This is a genomic window from Streptomyces albus subsp. albus, assembly GCF_000719865.1.
GTDB classification, from domain to species: Bacteria; Actinomycetota; Actinomycetes; order Streptomycetales; family Streptomycetaceae; genus Streptomyces; species Streptomyces albus_E.
In genome coordinates this window covers 43362-61398 of the sequence record NZ_JOID01000002.1, presented here as the reverse complement: position 1 = coordinate 61398, position 18037 = coordinate 43362, and the positions used below count along the sequence as shown (strand labels likewise).

The window sequence follows — 18037 nt, the reverse complement described above, 5'->3', positions numbered from 1 at the left end:
GCCAGTGCCGATCATTGACGGCCGCGTACCACCGACCGCACATGAGATCACCACTGGGCAGGCCAACCGGGTCTGGCTCGTCGACGCCCCGACACCGTACGTTCTCAAGCATTACGGCACCGCCGCCCGCGCCACGAACGAGGCCGCCACTCTCCGCCTCCTTGCCGCTCACGGCTCTCCGGCACCGCGACTGCTCAGAGCCGGCACCGGCGGTGACCCGCCGTGGACGGCACAGCGCTTCGTCACCGCCGAGTCGGTCCCCGCCGGGCGACTCCTCGCCGAACTCGCCATTCCTCTCAACACGGTCCACCGCATACCCGGTGACCACGCGGGTCGGGTAGCGGGCGCTCTCCACTACCCGACTTGGCCCGCCTACCTCCACAGCCGTCTGGAAGCCTACGAGACCGCCGCCCCGCACCTGGCTTCCGAAGCTCGTAGCCTGCGCAACGAGATCAACAACACCGCGCTGGACGTCCAGCCCCGGCTCCTGCACCACGACCTCCAGCCCGGCCATCTGATCCGTCAGCACACTGGGCAGTTGGTCCTGGTCGACTGGGAGCTGGCCGCGTTCGGTGACCCACTCTCAGACCTGGCCCGCCTAGCGGTGCGTCTCCGGCTGGACGACCTGTCGTCGATTGCCGACCTCGTGCACGTTCATGACGCGGCCACCGAGCATCGCCTGCGTCTGTACTGGAGAATTCACCGACTCGCCGACGCGGCTCTGAGCCAGCCGAGGTGAAGGGCCGAACATGCGGGCACCTTGCGGGCGCCCGCTCTTCTGCCGTCCCCACAACCGGTGGACGTCCGGTGCAGAACACAGGGCGTCCACCAGTCTGTTCAGCTGCTCAGTCCGCCCAGGGGATCTGCGGGGAGCGGTAGTAGTCGATGCCCAGGGCGTCCCAGCGGGGGCCGTGGGTGGCGATGCGCTGACGGTAGTCCGTCCAGTCGTGCGTGGCGGCCGGGGACCAGCCCAGTTCGGCGATGCCCGGGAGGCGGGGGAAGGCCATGAACTCGATGTGGTCGTTGGTCTCCAGCGTCTCGGACCACATCGGCGCCTCGACGCCCAGGATCTTGTCCTCCGCCACGCCTTGGAGGTAGCTGCCCGGGTCCCAGTCGTAGGACTGCCGCGCCTCGACGTAGCCGGCCCAGCTCAGCCCGAGCGGGGTGTCCTCGTTGTACTTCATGTCGATGTAGGCCCGGTTGGCGGGCGAGAGGATGACGGGAGTGCCGTCGTTGGCCGCCTCGGCCACCTCCGGCTCGGTGCCGGTCGTGCCCCAGTACTGGGCGACGGCGCCCTCGACCGGGTTCGCCCCGGTGATCTGGTGCCAGCCGACGACGGTCTTGCCGTGCCGGCCGACGATCTCCTGGGCCCGTTCCATGAACGCCACGTAGTCCTCGTGCGGGGTGGCGTGGGCCTCGTCGCCGCCGATGTGGAGGTAGCGGCCCGGCGTCAGTTCGGCGAGTTCGCGCACCACGTCGTCGACGAAGTCGTAGGTGATCTCCTTGTCCACGCAGAGCGAGCTGAAGCCGACCTCGATGCCGGTGTAGAGCGGCGGGGCGACGCCGTCGCAGTTCAGCTCCGCGTACGAGGCCAGGGCGGCGTTGGTGTGGCCCGGCATGTCGATCTCCGGGACGACCTCCAGATAGCGCTCGGCGGCGTAGGCCACGATCTCCCGGTAGTCGTCCTTGGTGTAGTAGCCGCCGGTGCCGCCGCCGACCTCCGTGGTGCCGCCGTAGGTGGCCAGCCGGGGCCAGGAGTCGATCGCGATCCGCCAGCCCTGGTCGTCGGAGAGGTGCAGATGCAGTTTGTTGATCTTGTAGAGCGCCATCTGGTCGATGTAGCGCTTGACCTGCTCGACGGTGAAGAAGTGCCGGGAGACGTCCAGCATCGCGCCCCGGTACGCGAAGCGCGGCGCGTCGGCGACGGTGCCGCCGGGGACGGTCCACGGGCCGGGCTGCCGGCTGTCCGCCTCCACCCGCTCCGGCAGCAGCTGACGGAGCGTCTGGACGCCCCGGAACAGACCCGCGTGGCGCGGGGCGGTGATGGTGACGCCGGTCGGCGTGGAGCGCAGCCGGTAGCCCTCGGCAACCGCGCCCTTCTCCTCCGCGCCGCCCCGGGCCTGCTCCGCGGACCCGCCCGCGGCGCCGAGCCGCAGTTCGATGCCGCCGCGGCCGGGACGGGTGGTGACGGGCAGCTTGTAGCCGGTGGACGGGCGCAGCACCGAGGCGAGGTGCTCGCCGATCCGCCGGCCCTCGCGCGAACGGTCCACGCGGATCAGGGTCTTGGGGCCGATCCGGTACGGCTTGCCGCCGGCCCGTACGGAGGCGGGCGCGGGCACGAGCCGGTCGAAGCCGGCGTCCGGGGCGGCCCCGGTGCCGGCCCCGGTGCCGCGCTCCGGCGCGGCCGAGGCGGATCCGGTGGCCACGGCTCCGCCCGTGGCGACGAGCAGTAACGCGCAGAGGACTCTCGCGATGGATCGGGGTTGTTTGCTGGAGGCGCCAGTTCGTCGCACGACGATCCCTTTCGACGGTTTCTGTCCGTGGGGGTGGAGCGACCGACGGGTCCCATGAGACCGGCGCGCCCCGACGGGGTCAAGGGTGTAGACCAATTTAGGTGTAGACCAATCCGCCGCCTCGGCACCGGCCCGCCCCGGTGCGGCCCCGCCGCCTGCGGCTCCGGGCCGGCGGGACTCCGTACGACCGAAGGGCGCGCGAACGGCGGTACGCCGCAAGGCGGTTGAGCGGCGGGGGCCGGGGGCGGGGCCGGGGGCGACCCGGGCGGCGGAGTCCGGCTCAACCCCCGCCGCCCGCGCGTCATTTGACAGAATCGGCCCATGGCGGAAATCACCCAGCGGGACGGCACCTGGACCTTCGACGGCGAGACCGTCCGGATCGTGCCCGGGCACGACAAGAGCGTCAGCCTGCTGCGCCGGACCCTCGGCGAACTGGCCGTCCCCCTCGCGGCCGTGGCCGGGGTCTCGCACGAACCGGGGCGCAAGGGCGGCCGGCTGCGGCTGCGGCTCCGGCACGGCGCCGACCCGCTGCTCCAGGTCACCGGCAGCAAGCTGGACGGCGCCAACGACCCCTACCAGCTGGCCGTGGAACCGGGTCGCGCCGATCTCGCCGGGTACTTCGTCGACGAGGTGCGCAACACCCTCCTCCTGGAGCAGGTGCCCTCCGGCCCCACCGACCGCTATCTGCTGCCCGGCCCGTCCGTGCCGCTGTCGGCGAGCGCCGGGGACGGCACGGTCTCCTTCGACGGTGAGCAGATCCGGCTGGAGTGGAACTGGAAGACGGACGAGTCGAAGAAGTCCGGCGGGCCCCGCGCCCTCGCCCTGCGCGATGTGGAGGGGGTGGAGTGGTCGCCGTCGGCCGGGCTGGAGAACGGCTACCTCCGCTTCCTGCCGAAGGGGTCCGGCGCCGTGGCGGGCGGCAGCCGCATGCCGGCCAAGCACGACCCGTACGCCGTCGATCTGTACGGCTTCCGCAAGGACCCCCTGATGGCCCTGGCCGCCGCGGCCGTGGCCGCCCGGCTGCCCCATCCGGCCGCGCCCGCCGCCGCCGGGCCGGACCGGAGCGGGGACGGAGCCGGAGGCGGGGCCGGAACCGGCGGCCGGCCCGCCGTGGCCCTGGCCAAGACGCCGGACCCCCTCCCCGCCCCCCGGAGCCCGGGCGGCGAGGACCACGACGCGCTGCTGCGGCGGCTCCGGGAACTGGGCGAGCTGCGGCAGGCGGGGGTCCTCACGGACGAGGAGTTCACCGCCGCCAAGAAGGCCGTACTCGGCCGCTTCTAGCGTTTCCGGACCCTCTTCCGGCGCCCCCTGCCCGATTCCGGGCAGATTTCTTGCAGAATCATGGCGTTCACGGCCACTATCGACGCATGCTCGAACGCCCCGCGTCCCACGACGACCTCGTCGACCACCTGGTCCGCTCCACGCCGCTCCATCGCGGCGAGGCGGTCCGGGTGGTGCTGGACGTCCTGGCGTACTTCGACGAGACGGTCGAGGACTTCGTCCGCCGCCGCCACCGCGAACTGCGGTCCGCCGGGCTGGCGAACGCGGAGATCTACGACCGGATCGCGGCGGAACTGCCGCACCGCGCGGTGGCGCCCCCCGAGCTCTCCCTGAGGCAGCTGCGCCGGATGATCTACGGCTGACCGCCGCCCGGCACCCGGGACGGCGGCAGCACCGGCAGCAGGACCGGCCCCGGCACGGGCGAGCGGAGCGGAACAGTCCGCCACCGGAGCAGAACGCAGCACGCAGACACGGCACGCAGACACGGCACGCGGCACGACAACGAGGGTCTGAGGTACATCCATGTGTGGAATCGTCGGTTACATCGGTCAGCGAGACGCGGCCCCGCTGCTGCTCGAAGGTCTGCAGCGGCTGGAGTACCGGGGCTATGACTCGGCCGGCATCGCCATCGGCGCCAAGGCCGGCAAGACGACCGGAGCCGGGAAGGCAGGCGGAGCCGGAAAGACCGCTGGGGCCGCCGGGCCCGGCAAGGCCGGCGCCCTGAAGACCGCCAAGGCCAAGGGCCGGGTACGCGACCTGGAGGCCCGCCTCCCCAAGCGCTTCTCCGGCACCACGGGCATCGCCCACACCCGCTGGGCCACCCACGGCGCCCCGAACGACGAGAACGCGCACCCCCATCTGGACGCCACCGGGCAGGTCGCCCTCGTCCACAACGGCATCATCGACAACGCCTCCGAGCTGCGCGCCAGACTCCTCGCCGACGGCGTCGAGTTCAGCTCCGAGACCGACTCCGAGGTCCTCGCCCACCTCATCGGCCGCGACACCTCCGAGACCCTGGAGGAGAAGGTCCGCGGCGCCCTCCGGATGATCGACGGCACCTACGGCATCGCCGTGCTGCACGCCGCCTACCCGGACCGGATCGTCGTCGCCCGCAACGGCTCCCCCGTGGTCCTCGGCATCGGCGAGAAGGAGATGTTCGTCTCCTCGGACGTGGCCGCGCTGGTCAGCCACACCCGCCAGGTCGTCACCCTCGACGACGGCGAGATGGCCACCGTCAAGGCCGACGACTACCGCACCTACACCACCGAGGGCAGCCGCACCTCCGCCTCCCCGACCACCGTGGAGTGGGCGGCCGAGTCGTACGACATGGGCGGCCACGACACCTACATGCACAAGGAGATCTCCGAGCAGGCCGACGCCGTCGACCGGGTGCTGCGCGGCCGGATCGACGACCGTTTCTCCACCGTCCACCTCGGCGGCCTCAACCTCGACGCCCGCGAGGCCCGCGCCGTCCGCCGGGTCAAGATCCTCGGCTGCGGCTCGGCGTACCACGCGGGGCAGATCGGCGCCCAGCTGATCGAGGAGCTGGCCCGCGTCCCGGCGGACGCGGAGCCGGCCAGCGAGTTCCGCTACCGCAACGCCGTGGTGGACCCGGACACCCTCTACATCGCCGTCAGCCAGTCCGGCGAGACCTACGACACCCTCGCCGCCGTGCAGGAGCTGAAGCGCAAGGGGGCCCGGGTGCTGGGCGTCGTCAACGTCGTCGGCAGCGCCATCGCCCGGGAGACGGACGGCGGCGTCTACGTCCACGCCGGCCCGGAGGTCTGCGTCGTCTCCACCAAGTGCTTCACCAACACCGCCGTGGCCTTCGCCCTGCTCGCCCTCCACCTCGGCCGCATCCGCGATCTCTCCGTCGCCGACGGCAAGCGGATCATCGCCGGACTGCGCCGCCTCCCGGAGCAGATCGCCGGGATCCTGCGCGACGAGGAGCGGATCGCGGAGCTGGCCGCGGAGTACGCGAACGCGAAGAGCATGATGTTCGTCGGCCGCGTGCGGGGCTTCCCGGTGGCCCGCGAGGCCTCGCTGAAGCTCAAGGAGGTCAGCTACGTCCACGCCGAGGCGTATCCGGCGTCCGAGCTCAAGCACGGCCCGCTGGCCCTGATCGAGCCGGCCGTGCCGACCGTCGCGATCGTCCCGGACGACGAACTGCTGGAGAAGAACCGCGCCACGCTGGAGGAGATCAAGGCCCGCAGCGGCCGCATCCTCGCGGTGGCGCACCGGGAGCAGGAGAAGGCCGACCACACGATCGTGGTGCCGAAGAACGAGGACGAGCTGGACCCGGTCCTGATGGGCATCCCGCTCCAGCTGCTGGCCTACCACTCGGCGCTGGCCCTGGGCCGGGACATCGACAAGCCGCGCAACCTGGCCAAGTCCGTGACGGTGGAGTGAGGTTGTCCTGCTCCGGGGCCGCCCCCGGGGCTTTCCGCCGGATCGTGTGACGCTTGGCCTCTCCGGTCGTTGGGCCGGGGTGAGAGGGACGGCCCGGCACTCGCGCGACGGGTGCCGCCGGGCCGCACCCACCAGTCGTCGGGCGCGCAGGGCCGCCCGGCGGAGACCGGGGAATCACCGGCAGGCGGTCGGCGGACGTGCCACAGTGGTCGTCGGCCGACCCGGTCGCCAGGGAGAGCACCGGGTCCTCGGGGGGACACATGGCTGCAGAGGCACACGCGTCCGGAGGACGCGCGGTCCGCGATCTGGTCCGCGAGGTCATCACCGAACTCGCACCGGAGGAACTTCCGTTGCTGGAAGGGGTCCTGGAGCTGGACGACGCCGCCGCCGTCCGCCGCCTGAGCGGTCACGGACAGCGGCGGGAACCGCTGGGCTTCGGCGTCGGCGAGATCGCCGTGCTGGTCACCCCGGTTGTCTGGCTGGCCCTGGACCAGGCGGCCCGGCGCATCGGCGACATCGCCCTGGAGCGCGCGTCGAGAGCGTCGGCCGGTGCGCTGCGCAGGCTGTTCCGGAGAAGCCCTCCGCCGGTCGTGGTGCCACCGCTCACCCGCGAACAGCTCGCCGAGGTGAAGCGGCTGGTGCTGGAGACCGCCGAACAGCGCGGTCTCGCCGCCCCGCAGGCCTCGGAGATCGCCAACACGGTCGTGGCCGGGCTGGTCCTCGCCGAGCCGCCTCCCCCGGACGAGGGCGAGCCGGGCCCGCCCGCCGTGGCCGGTCCCACGCCGGAGGGCTAGCACGCCATGGGGGTGACGGCCGCTCGGCCCCGGATCGACGAACGGGCGATGGGCGCCGGGACCACGGTGCGCTTCGCCCTGCTGGTGGTCCTGCTGCTCGCCTCGGGCGGGGCGATGATGCTGCCCGTCGTCAACTCCCTGCGCCACACGGATGCGATCGACTGCACCCTCGCGGCAGGGATCGATCCGGACCGTAACGGGGACATGGCCTCGGCGATCAACGCCCTGAGCCAGGCCGTGGCCTACCGGGCCTGTATGGAGGAGCACGCGCCACCGCCCGCGCCGTGGCTCCTCTACAGCTGGCCGATCCTGCTGCTGGTCACCGCCGCGCTCCTGTTCGTCCTGCTGCCCGTCTGGAAGGCCAGGCGCCGGCGTGCCGTTCCGCTGGAATCGGTGGATCCGGACGGTGACATCCGTGCGCTGCTGGCCGGCTTGGCGGCGACCGCCGGCCTGGCCCGGGTCCCCCGGGTGATCGTGGACCGGGCCTCGGTGGCCACGGGGGCCGTGGTCTTCGGCCGCAACCGCCGGCCGACCGTGTGCCTGTCCGGTGGCCTGATCGCCTGCCGGCGCCGTGACCCGGAGCGCTTCCGGGCCGTCCTGCTGCACGAGTTCGCCCACATCGCGAACCGGGACATCACCGTCACCTACGGCACGGTCGCCGTCTGGCGCGTGTTCCTCGCGCTGGTCCTCCTGCCCTATCTCCTCTGGTCGGGCAGGCGGGTCCACGGCTTCCTCACCTGGTGGGGCGAGCCCACCGACCTCCCGTCGCTCACCCGCGGCCTGCTGCTGCCCGCTCTCACCGCCGCCCTCGTCTTCCTCGCGCGGTCGGACGTGCTGCGCGGCCGGGAGGTCTTCGCGGATCTGGCGGCGGTGCGCTGGGGCGCGGACCCGCACAAGTGGGACGTCCCGGAGCCGACCGCGGCGAGCGGCCGGCTCCGGAGCGCGCTCGGCCCGCTGCGGGAGTTCTGGGGCACGCACCCGCGCTGGGACGAACGCCGAGGCGCCCTGGCGGACCCGGCCCCGCTCTTCGGGGCCCGCGCCCTGCCGATGTTCCTGACCGGGGCCGCGGCGGCGATGCTCACCACCCACCTGCTGACGTATCTGTGGGCCTACAACCTGTACAGCCTGTGGCGGATCCAGTTGGTCTCGCTGGCCCCGGCCGCCCTGGTCGCCGGGGTAATCGGGACCGCACTGTGGCGGTCGGTGGCCTACGCGGTCCTCACGGGCGACAGGATCCCCTCGGGAGTGCGGGCGGGTCTGTGGCTCGGTGCCGGACTCGGTGCCGGCGGGCTGATCACCGGATACGGGGTGAGCGACGCCCAGTGGGTTCCGCCACGGCCCGCCGTCCTACTTCTCGTCGTGTGCGCCGGGGTCGCGTTCGCCTGGTGGGTCACTCAGTGCGCCCGGCTGTGGGCCGGTACCTGGCGCGGGCACTCCCTCCGCCCGCCGCTGCTGGCCGGTCTGGGGGCCGCCACGCTGGTGCTGTCCGCGTGGTTCGCCTGGTGGACCATGGACGGCACGTCCTGGGCGGCCGGGGCGTCGTACAGCGACAGCGCCATGCGACAGAGCGTGTTGAACGTGTTCCCCGGTTCCGGCGGTGCGGGTGCCACCGGTGACACGGAGGCGGCGGGTTCGGCCGTCGTGTCCACCCTGGCGGCCGCCTGGCCGATCCTGGGCGGCTTCGTCGCCTATCCGCTAATTCCATCCGCATTGGCCGTCCTATGGGTGGTACCGCTGACGGCCTGGGCGCTCGGCCGGCCCCCTGGCACTCCCCGCTGGGTGACCAACGCCCTGCCGGGCGGGGACAGCCCGCCAGGGGCGACGGGGGAGCCGCTGCCGCCTCTGCGCCGGGTCCTGGGACCCGGGCTGCTGGGCGGGGTCGCGGCCTGGCTCGCCGTCGCGGGCGCGCAGGCCCTGCTGCCCGCACCGCCGACCGCCCCGCGGGACGGGGCCGGCCTGCACGAAGCGCAGTATCTGACGTGGTTGTTCGCCGCCCTGCTGGTGCCGGCGGCGGTGGCCGCTTCCGTCGCGGCGACGCAGTCGGGCCGGGGACGCCGACTGGTCGCCGCCCTGATCGTTGCGGAGTCCTCGGCCCTGCTCGGGCTCGTGGGAATGGCCCTGCTCGTCTCCTCGGACGGCTGCGTCGGGCCGTTGAACACGCTGGAGAGCGACTGCTCCTGGCGTCCGGTCTGGGACACCATGGCGTGGACGCTGCCCCGTCTGGTCAACGGCGTCCTCGCGCTCGCCGCGATCAGCGCGCTCCTGGCGGCCGCGGCGGGATCACTCCTCCGGCGCGTGCGGCCGGGTGGGACGCGGCAGGCGGAGGACGCGGCGGGCGAGGAGCCCGCACCGCGCGTCGGCCGGGCGGCCGGTGCCCGCCGCCTCGGGGCCCGCCTGGGAACGGCCACGGCCGTGGCGGCGGCGGTGGCGGTCGCCGTGGTGGAGCCCGTCTCCCTGGCGGCGTTCCACACCATGGTCCCCGACGCCGCCACGTCTCAGCAGACCACCCGGCAATGGATACAGGCCACAGCCCCCGCCGTGGCCGCCGGCACCAGGGCACGGCAGGTCCATGCCTGGCACCGGCTGGGCGGCCGCTTTCTGCTGGAGCACGCCGAGGCCAACGACGACTACCTGCGCACCGTCCTGCGCTCGGCCGTGGACACCGAGAACATCCGGCTGCCCTACCTGGCCCGCCTCCGGCCCATCTGCGCCGACTACGGCAGGATCGCCGGCTGGGTGAACCACGCCTACTTCCGCGTGCCCGACCGCGAGGCGCAAACCGCCTGGCAAACCCTCGGTCTCAGGGCGCAGAAGGGCAGCGCCGACTGCGAACACGCCCTGCGGCAGCAGGACATCACCCTGTTCACCGAAGCGATGCGGGAACTGCTCGCGGCCGGGGACAGCGCCGGAAAGGCGGCGGGGAGGGTGGAAGCAGTGCTGCGCGAAGCGGGTTACGACGACTACCTGAGATTCAGGCGGCAGGCGCGCGAACCGGCTCGGTGAGCTGCCGCCCCAGAGCTGTTCCACCCGTCGGCCGAGGCAGCGCCCGGCGGCATCCGGCCCACGCGGGCCCGGAGAACGCCGGGGAGACGGGGCCGGCCCCCGCGCGTGCCACCGTACGCGCGGGGGCGGTCTCCCCCGGGGCCCGCGCTGCCCTGTACGCCGGCCCGGATGCCGCCCGCCGGTGACCGTCACGTCCGGAAGGCGGCAGCACTTCACAGGTCAAATACCCGCCACCTGGGCCGATTTCACTCATACGCGCGAGTAGTTTCCGCACTTGCGGGCGGGGTCCGGGGCGGTGGGCGGCTCCCCGGCCGCCGTTCCCGGGACGGAAGCCCGGCGCCGATCGCGGCGCGGGAGCCCCGCGCCGGCCGGTCCCGCGAGGGGTGACGGAAACCGGCCGCGACGGCGGCGGCACCCGAGGCGAGAAAGGGGCGCTGGGAGGCAGGGGGGCGCGGCGGGTTCCGGACATCCCGCGTCACGCGGCGCGTCCGGGCCGGCGCGCCGCGTACGCGATCGCGACTCCTGGCGCCGCGCGCCGGGTGCGCGCCCCCGTCCGGTATCGGGCGTGAACCGGCCGCGGCCCCGGCCGGGCACGGCGGGAACCGGCCGCCGCCCGGTCAGGGAACGGTGACGACCGGGCGCCGGGCCCGGCGCGTCAGCCGCCCGGCGACCGAGCCGAAGATCCGGCCGGCCAGGCCGTGCGTGGAGCCCACGACGATGGCGTCGGCCGCGTACTCCCGGCCGACCTCCTCCAGTTCGTGGCAGATGTCGCCGCCCCGCTCGACCAGGATCCACGACACCTCGGCGAGATGGTCCGCGCAGGCCAGCTCCAGGCCGAGCACCTCGGTGCGGTGGTCCGGCACATCGACGAAGACCGGGGGTTCGCAGCCCGCCCAGACGGTGGTGGGCAGCCGGTTGGCCACATGGACGATGATCAGGCCGCTGCCGGTGCGCCGGGCCATGCCGATGGCGTAGGCGAGGGCCCGCTCACTGGAGGTGGAGCCGTCGAAACCGACGACGACTCCGTGCCGGAAGGCGGGATCGCAGGTCTGGCGCGTCTCGTCCGCCGCTTCCAGGTGCGCCAGGGGATCGGCGACCTGCTTGCGGTCGGCGGGTTCGGGGATCTCGTGACCGGCCATCGGTATCTCGGCGAAGAATGTCCTCTGCGGAGGGAACGGCGGTTGGCGGCCGAGCGGTCGCGGGGGCGATAGTCCGGGAATCCACTTCCCAAGCCCTTGGCCCCAAGGGTACGGCGAGTTGCCCCGCCTGCCCAGGCTCCGCCACCGGGCGGCCCGGGGCCGGCAACCGGCGCAGCCGCCGGCTGCGGCTTTCCGGGAGCATGCCGGAGGCGGGCCCGCAGCGCAATGCCCGCCGGTCCGCGGCGCGCCCGGGCCGGCCGGCCCGGAGCGGCGGAGAAGCCGCGCGACGCCGGCTCCCGCGCGGGAAGGACGGCGCGGCCGCCTCCGCGGCGGCCTCCGGCGGCCGGGCCGCCGGAGGCCCGGACGGCGGCGGGCCGGGGGCCGGCGCCGCACGGCGAGGGGGCGCACGGCGGGCGCACACGCGCGCGCACGGCGCGCTCCGTACAACCGCCGGACTCGAACTCCTGATCCCACTTCTTTTCGGCCAACTTGGCGCACCAGTACACCCTTTGGCGAACCCCGCCCCCAACCCCCTTCCCACCTGCGAAGAAACGGCCGCGAACGGCTCTCGCCCCCTACGGCGGCGGCGTGTTGGCCACCGGGCCCACTTCCCACCGGGGCCGTCGAGTGCGACGCTTCGTGATCGAATGCTTTACGCCAAGTTGCCATGTCGACTTAGCGGTGGGTGGTGAACTTGTCTCGCCGACCACATGGGACACAGTAGATTCGATCTTGGCCATTCACGGCGGGGGACTCGTGCAGGACCGAGGGGAAACGTGCAGGTTCGACACCATCGAGGAGCCGCGACCACCGAGGGGGGCTTAGTTCCATGAGCCAGGACTCCACGACCGTACCGGAGGCCGCCCGGAAGCTTTCCGGCCGCCGCCGCCGGGAGATCGTCGCAGTGCTGCTCTTCAGCGGCGGCCCCATATTCGAGAGCTCCATCCCGCTGTCCGTATTCGGTATCGACCGCCAGGACGCCGGCGTTCCCCGCTACCGGCTTCTGGTGTGCGCCGGTGAAGAGGCCCCGCTGCGGACGACCGGAGGACTCGAACTGACCGCGCCGTACGGCCTGGAGGCGCTCGCGCGCGCCGGGACCGTCGTCGTGCCGGCCTGGCGGTCCATCACATCGCCGCCGCCGCAGGAGGCGCTGCAGGCGCTGCGCAGGGCCCATGAGGAGGGCGCCCGGATCGTCGGGCTGTGCACGGGCGCCTTCGTGCTGGCCGCGGCCGGGCTGCTCGACGGCCGGCCCGCCACGACGCACTGGATGTACGCGCCGACGCTCGCCAAGCGGTACCCGTCGGTCCATGTGGACCCGCGGGAACTGTTCGTCGACGACAGCGACGTGCTGACCTCCGCCGGAACGGCGGCGGGCATCGATCTCTGTCTGCACATCGTGCGGACCGACCACGGGGCCGAGGCCGCCGGAGCGCTCGCGAGGCGCCTGGTGGTGCCGCCCCGGCGCACCGGCGGGCAGGAGCGCTATCTCGACAGGTCTTTACCGGAGGAGATCGGCGCCGACCCGCTCGCGGAGGTCGTCGCCTGGGCGCTGGAGCATCTCCACGAGCAGTTCGACGTGGAGACCCTCGCCGCGCGCGCCTATATGAGCCGGCGGACCTTCGACCGGCGGTTCCGGTCGCTCACCGGGAGCGCCCCGCTGCAGTGGCTGATCACGCAGCGGGTGCTCCAGGCGCAGCGGCTCCTGGAGACCTCCGACTACTCCGTGGACGAGGTGGCGGGCCGTTGCGGCTTCCGCTCACCCGTCGCGCTGCGCGGGCACTTCCGCCGCCAGCTCGGGTCCTCCCCCGCGGCGTACCGGGCGGCCTACCGGGCCCGCCGGCCCCAGACCGGGGCCGAGCGGGCGGAGCGGCAGGACCGGGCGGAGCGCCTGGAGCGGCCGGACAGACCCGACCGCTCCGACCGGCCGGCGGCCGGTGACCCGCGCCCGGACGGGCCGGCGTCCGCCGCCGCCTCGCTGGCGGCGCTGCGCCGCGCGAACGCCCTGCAGCAGAGCGGCCACGGCACACCGGCCGGGGAGCCGTCCCTGCCCGACGCGGAGACGTACGCCGGACGGCTCGCGGAGCACGGCGGACGGGCGGTCGGGCGGTCCTCCGTGCCCGGTCAGCGCGACCGCCCCGTAGGGTGAGGCGCATGAACGACCGCATGGTGTGGATCGACTGCGAGATGACCGGCCTCTCGCTGGCCGACGACGCTCTGATCGAGGTGGCCGCCCTGGTCACCGACTCCGAGCTGAATGTGCTGGGCGAGGGGGTGGACATCGTGATCCGTCCGCCGGCGGAGGCGCTGACCACCATGCCGGAGGTGGTGCGCGAGATGCACACCGCCTCCGGCCTGCTCGCCGAGCTCGACGGCGGGACGACCCTGGAGGAGGCTCAGCGGCAGGTGCTCCGTTACGTCCGCGAACACGTGCCGGAGCGCGGCCGGGCCCCGCTGTGCGGCAACTCCGTCGGCACCGACCGGGGCTTCCTCTCCCGGGACATGCCGGACCTGGAGAGCTATCTCCACTACCGGATCGTGGACGTCTCCTCGGTGAAGGAGCTGGCCCGGCGCTGGTTCCCCCGGGCGTACTTCAACAGCCCGGAGAAGAGCGGCAACCACCGGGCGCTGGCGGACATCCGGGAGAGCATCGCCGAGCTCCGCTACTACCGGGAGGCGGTCTTCGTGCCCTCGCCCGGCCCGGACTCGTCGACCGCCAAGGCGATCGCGGCCAAGCACAAGCTGCCCGCGGGCTAGATCCGGCACCGTCTTCCGCGGGAGCGTCCGGGGGTCCGGAGGCTCCCGCGGAAAGGCTGGCGCGAGCGCCCCTTCAGAACGTGTACACTTTTTCTCGGCCGGTGCACAGCCGGTCATGGTGGGTATAGCTCAGCTGGTAGAGCACCTGGTTGTGGTCCAGGATGTCGCGGGTTCGAGTCCCGTTACTCACCCTGAACGACAAGGCCCGGTCTGCGGAAGCAGACCGGGCCTTCGTCATGCAGGGTCCCCGCGAGGAGCCGGTGGGGCACGGCGGACGCCCGGCGGACCGCGGCGGGAACGCAGCCGCCGCACCGGCCCGCCCGAGGGAAGGGGCGGGGCCCCTCCCCTCGGGCCCCGTCGAGAGGAGTTCCGGGTCGCCCGAGGCCCTGCCCGGCCCTCCGGCCCGGCTCCTGCCCGGCCCCGGCCCGGAGGCGCCCGCGGAGGCGCTTCCCCGGAGCGCGCACTGAAGGGCGGTTTCTGGGAGCGCTCCCACATGTATGCGAGCCCCGGACGGGATCCGGGGAGGGGTGAGCCCGCCAACTCCCCGCCGTTTAACAGGGACTTAAAGGAAAGATCCGTCCGCTCTCTTGTTGACCCTCGAAGGGCGGGGCTATGGTCTGGCACAGAAATGGGAGCGCTTCCACAGTCTTGGGAGGGCGTCGCACGACGCGACCGATGACCGCGGAGCCCTTCTGAGACCCCCCGCCCCCGTCCCCTCCCCGCCGCGGATGCCCCCCACCTCCACGGCGGAAGCGGACACCTCCACGCCCCACAGAACCCACCCCCCTCGGCCGCCGGCCGCAGCGCGAGCGAGCGGGCACCACCCCCCGCCGCCGCCCGCGTCATGCCCGGCTCCGCTTCCGAAGAGCGCCATCCGCCGTCCCGTACGGACGGCTCCGTTTCTCTCCTTCACCGACACCCGCCTGCGTGGCGGCGGGTGCGGCGAGGAGGCGTGCCCGCACGGCGGCCCGGCCGGACCACTCCACCTGGTCCGGACGGCGGTCCGGCGGCACAGCGGGCGCCCCGGCACCCGTTCTCGCGCACCATCGCACGATCTACAGGAGGATCGCTGATGAGCCGCACCATCTCACCGACGGGCCGCCGCAAGCGGCCGAGACGTACCGCCCTCACGGCCTGTGCCCTCATGCTCGCGGCCGCCGGCACCGGCACCGCGCTGACGGGCACCGCCTCCGCGGCCCCGGCCGCCGCGGGCTGCACGGCCGAATACAAGGTGCAGAACCAGTGGGACACGGGCTTCACCGCCAACGTCACCGTCACCAACACCGGTGACGCCCTGAGCTCGTGGAACGTCGGATGGACGTTCGCCGGCAACCAGAAGGTGACGCAGGGCTGGAACGCCGACATCACCCAGAGCGGCGCCGCCGTCACGGTCGCCAGCCCTTCGTGGGGCGGTGCCCTGAGCTCCGGCGGCACGGCGTCCTTCGGCTTCCAGGCCACGTTCAGCGGGTCGAACGCCGTCCCGGGCACGATCACGCTCAACGGCGTCACCTGCACGGCCGACGGCAGCGGCCCCGGCGACCCGGGCGGTCCGGGGGACGGGGACCCCGGTGAGCCGGCCGACCCGCCCGGCGACCGCGTGGACAACCCCTTCGAGGGCGCCAAGGTCTATGTGAACCCGGACTGGTCCGCACAGGCCGCCAAGAGCGGCGGCGAGGCCATCGCCGACCAGCCGACGGCGGTGTGGCTGGACCGCATCTCCGCGATCGAGTCGGGCTCCGCGGGTGAGAACACCATGGGCCTGCGCGACCACCTCGACGCGGCCCTGGAGCAGGACGCCGACGTGTTCCAGATGGTCACGTACAACCTGCCCGGCCGGGACTGCGCGGCGCTGGCCTCCCAGGGCGAACTCGGCCCGACGGAGATCGACCGCTACAAGAACGAGTTCATCGACCCGATCGCCGAGATCCTGTCGGACCCGAAGTACGCCGGCATCCGGATCGTCAACACCATCGAGATCGACTCGCTGCCCAACCTCATCACCAACGTCGGTGACAGCGCCACGGCCACCGAGAACTGCGATGTGATGAAGGCGAACGGCAACTACGTCAAGGGCGTCGGCTACGCCCTCGCCACCTTCGGCGACATCGGGAACGTCTACAACTACATCGACATCGGCCACCACGGCTGGATCGGCTGGGACGACAACTTCGGTCCGACCGCCGAGTTGCTGCACGAGGCGGCCACCTCCGAGGGCGCCACCGTCGACGACGTGGCCGGCTTCGCCGCCAACGTCGCCAACTACGGCGCCATCGAGGAGCCGTACTTCTCCATCGACGAGTCCGTGAACGGCCAGATGGTGCGCCAGTCGAAGTGGGTGGACTGGAACCGCTACGTGGACATCCAGACCTTCTCGCAGGCGTTCCGCGAGGAGGCGGTCTCCGCCGGCTTCAACGAGGAGGTCGGTGTCGTCATCGACACCTCCCGCAACGGCTGGGGCGGCCCCGACCGTCCGACCGGACCGGCGGAGAAGACCACCGTCGACGAGTACGTGAACGGCAGCCGCGTCGACCGCCGCATTCACCAGGGCAACTGGTGCAACCAGGCCGGTGCCGGTCTCGGTGAGCGGCCCACCGCCGCGCCCGCCCCGGGCATCGACGCCTACGCGTGGGTCAAGCCCCCGGGCGAGTCGGACGGCGCCAGCAAGGAGATCGACAACGACGAGGGCAAGGGCTTCGACCAGATGTGCGACCCCACCTACGAGGGGAACCCGCGCAACCTGAACAACCCGTCGGGTGCCCTGCCGGACGCGCCGGTCTCCGGCCACTGGTTCCAGGCGCAGTTCGAGGAGCTGCTGGCGAACGCGTACCCGCCGCTGTAGCGGTCCGGCGGGGCGGCCGGTGACCGGACGCCCCGCCCCCGCACCGGGACGGATTGCGTGACACGCGCTCTCTCCGGGGGAGCCGGCGGCCCGCCGGCTCCCCCTTCCGCGTCCGGCCCTTCCGCGCCCACCCTTCCGCGCCCGGCCCTCCGCCGGGTGCCGCGCTCAGGACGAGCCGCGGCGCACCAGTTCGGTGGGGAGCACGACTTGCCGGCTGCCGGAGTCGGGCTGCCCGATCTCGCGGAGCAGCACCCGGGCCATCGTCCGGCCCATCTCCTCTATCGGCTGGCGGACGCTGGTCAGCGGCGGGTCCATGTGACGGGCCACCGGCGAGTCGTCGAAGCCGACGAGGGCCACGTCCTCCGGGATGCGGCGGCCCGCCTCCCGCAGCACCTGGCGGGCCCCGGAGGCCATCACATCGGAGGCGCAGAAGACGGCGTCGAGGTCCGGGCGCCGCTCCAGCAGCCGGCGCATGGCGCGGCGGCCGCCCTCCTCGGTGAAGTCGGCGGGCTCGACCAGGGCCTCGTCCGGTTCGTGCCCGGCCGCGGCGATGGCCTGGTGGTAGCCGTCGAGGCGGCACTGGGCCACGTACATGTCCAGGGGGCCGGTGATCGTCGCGACGCGGCGGCGGCCCCGGCCGATCAGATGCTCGACGGCGGCGGCCGCGCCGCCGACGTTGTCGGAGTCGACGTACGGCACGGACTCCCCGGCGGCCCGGCGGCCGCTGAGGACCGCGGGCATCTCGATCTCCTCCAGGAGATCGGGCAGCGGGTCGTCCGCGTGGACGGAGACGAGCAGGACGCCGTCCACCCGGTGCGCCCCGAGGAACTGGGTCAGCCGGTGGCGTTCCTTGGGGGTGCGGATCAGGGTGAGCAGCAGCTGGATCTCGGTCTCGGCGAGTTCGGCGGAGATGCCGCGGATGATGTCGGAGAAGTACGGCTCGGCGAAGAGCCGGGTCTCGGTCTCGGGGATCACGAGGGCGACGGCGTCGGTGCGGTTGGCGGCCAGCGCCCGCGCCGCCCGGTTGGGTACGTACCCCAGCTCCGCGATGGCGTGTTCCACGGCCGTCCGGGTCCGTTCGCTCACGCGGGGCGATCCGTTGATCACGCGGGAGACGGTGCCGCGTCCGACCCCCGCGCGCGCGGCGACCTCCTCCAGGGTGGGCCTGCCACCGTGTCTTCTCGTCATCGGCATGGTCCGCCTCCCGCTCCCAGCCTGCGTCCGTGGCTGTTGGACCATTCAACATCACTCCCCCGTCAGCACGTTCCGTCCTACGGCCTTGACACTCTCCCGGTGAGCCGTGAA

Annotated in this window: 12 protein-coding genes and 1 tRNA gene; 10 read left to right on the top strand and 3 right to left on the bottom strand. The window is 73.1% G+C overall.

Annotated elements, in window-relative coordinates:
- Nucleotides 1-4 precede the first annotated feature (4 nt).
- Nucleotides 5-739 (top strand): phosphotransferase family protein, encoded by a 735-nt coding sequence (locus tag IF83_RS0102595; protein WP_030542356.1) that lies wholly within the window; start codon nt 5-7, stop codon nt 737-739.
- A 106-nt stretch (nt 740-845) separates the two neighbouring features.
- On the opposite strand, the gene IF83_RS0102590 is transcribed toward IF83_RS0102595, so the two are convergent.
- Nucleotides 846-2513 (bottom strand): beta-N-acetylhexosaminidase, encoded by a 1668-nt coding sequence (locus IF83_RS0102590; RefSeq protein WP_030542355.1) that lies wholly within the window; start codon nt 2511-2513, stop codon nt 846-848.
- A gap of 321 nt (nt 2514-2834) precedes the next feature.
- Here IF83_RS0102590 and IF83_RS0102585 point away from each other — a divergent pair, with 321 nt between their 5' ends.
- The 5 genes from IF83_RS0102585 (at nt 2835) to IF83_RS0102565 (ending at nt 10000) form a co-directional block, all read left to right on the top strand.
- Complete coding sequence (locus IF83_RS0102585; RefSeq protein ID WP_030542354.1) at nt 2835-3794, top strand: DUF4429 domain-containing protein; 960 nt, start codon at nt 2835-2837, stop codon at nt 3792-3794.
- Nucleotides 3795-3880: 86 nt separating this feature from the next.
- Nucleotides 3881-4156 carry a hypothetical protein gene (locus IF83_RS0102580; protein ID WP_030542353.1) on the top strand — a complete coding sequence of 92 codons (276 nt, stop codon included), beginning with the start codon at nt 3881-3883 and terminating at the stop codon, nt 4154-4156.
- 160 nt (nt 4157-4316) lie between these two features.
- On the top strand, nt 4317-6203 hold the full coding sequence (gene glmS, locus IF83_RS0102575; protein WP_030542352.1) for a glutamine--fructose-6-phosphate transaminase (isomerizing): 1887 nt from the start codon (nt 4317-4319) through the stop codon (nt 6201-6203).
- Between the two features lie 260 nt (nt 6204-6463).
- The gene (locus tag IF83_RS34230) at nt 6464-6997 is read left to right on the top strand and encodes a hypothetical protein (RefSeq protein WP_208605837.1); all 534 of its coding nucleotides are present in this window, start codon (nt 6464-6466) and stop codon (nt 6995-6997) included.
- Between the two features lie 12 nt (nt 6998-7009).
- The gene (locus tag IF83_RS0102565; RefSeq protein ID WP_158710980.1) at nt 7010-10000 is read left to right on the top strand and encodes a M56 family metallopeptidase; all 2991 of its coding nucleotides are present in this window, start codon (nt 7010-7012) and stop codon (nt 9998-10000) included.
- Between the two features lie 617 nt (nt 10001-10617).
- Here IF83_RS0102565 and IF83_RS0102560 read toward each other — a convergent pair.
- The gene (locus IF83_RS0102560; protein ID WP_030542349.1) at nt 10618-11139 is read right to left on the bottom strand and encodes a universal stress protein; all 522 of its coding nucleotides are present in this window, start codon (nt 11137-11139) and stop codon (nt 10618-10620) included.
- Between the two features lie 829 nt (nt 11140-11968).
- Here IF83_RS0102560 and IF83_RS0102555 point away from each other — a divergent pair.
- From IF83_RS0102555 to IF83_RS0102540, 4 genes are all read left to right on the top strand, one after another.
- Nucleotides 11969-13285, top strand: coding sequence for a helix-turn-helix domain-containing protein (locus tag IF83_RS0102555; RefSeq protein ID WP_030542348.1), 1317 nt, complete (start codon nt 11969-11971; stop codon nt 13283-13285).
- Between the two features lie 5 nt (nt 13286-13290).
- Nucleotides 13291-13893 carry an oligoribonuclease gene (orn, locus tag IF83_RS0102550; protein ID WP_030542347.1) on the top strand — a complete coding sequence of 201 codons (603 nt, stop codon included), beginning with the start codon at nt 13291-13293 and terminating at the stop codon, nt 13891-13893.
- Between the two features lie 118 nt (nt 13894-14011).
- A tRNA-His gene (locus IF83_RS0102545) sits at nt 14012-14084 on the top strand.
- An 881-nt stretch (nt 14085-14965) separates the two neighbouring features.
- Entirely contained in the window at nt 14966-16732 is a 1767-nt protein-coding gene (locus IF83_RS0102540) for a glycoside hydrolase family 6 protein (protein ID WP_030542346.1), read from the top strand.
- A 165-nt stretch (nt 16733-16897) separates the two neighbouring features.
- On the opposite strand, the gene IF83_RS0102535 is transcribed toward IF83_RS0102540, so the two are convergent.
- Nucleotides 16898-17926 (bottom strand): LacI family DNA-binding transcriptional regulator, encoded by a 1029-nt coding sequence (locus tag IF83_RS0102535; RefSeq protein ID WP_030542345.1) that lies wholly within the window; start codon nt 17924-17926, stop codon nt 16898-16900.
- Nucleotides 17927-18037: the final 111 nt, after the last annotated feature.

What these genes read in the sequence shown, in the direction of transcription:
- IF83_RS0102535 (WP_030542345.1), bottom strand. Translation starts at nt 17,926, where the DNA reads ATGCCGATGACGAGAAGACACGGTGGCAGGCCCACCCTGGAGGAGGTC.
- IF83_RS0102585 (WP_030542354.1), top strand. Translation starts at nt 2,835, where the DNA reads ATGGCGGAAATCACCCAGCGGGACGGCACCTGGACCTTCGACGGCGAG.
- orn (WP_030542347.1), top strand. Translation starts at nt 13,291, where the DNA reads ATGAACGACCGCATGGTGTGGATCGACTGCGAGATGACCGGCCTCTCG.
- IF83_RS0102540 (WP_030542346.1), top strand. Translation starts at nt 14,966, where the DNA reads ATGAGCCGCACCATCTCACCGACGGGCCGCCGCAAGCGGCCGAGACGT.
- IF83_RS0102560 (WP_030542349.1), bottom strand. Translation starts at nt 11,139, where the DNA reads ATGGCCGGTCACGAGATCCCCGAACCCGCCGACCGCAAGCAGGTCGCC.
- glmS (WP_030542352.1), top strand. Translation starts at nt 4,317, where the DNA reads ATGTGTGGAATCGTCGGTTACATCGGTCAGCGAGACGCGGCCCCGCTG.
- IF83_RS34230 (WP_208605837.1), top strand. Translation starts at nt 6,464, where the DNA reads ATGGCTGCAGAGGCACACGCGTCCGGAGGACGCGCGGTCCGCGATCTG.
- IF83_RS0102580 (WP_030542353.1), top strand. Translation starts at nt 3,881, where the DNA reads ATGCTCGAACGCCCCGCGTCCCACGACGACCTCGTCGACCACCTGGTC.
- IF83_RS0102555 (WP_030542348.1), top strand. Translation starts at nt 11,969, where the DNA reads ATGAGCCAGGACTCCACGACCGTACCGGAGGCCGCCCGGAAGCTTTCC.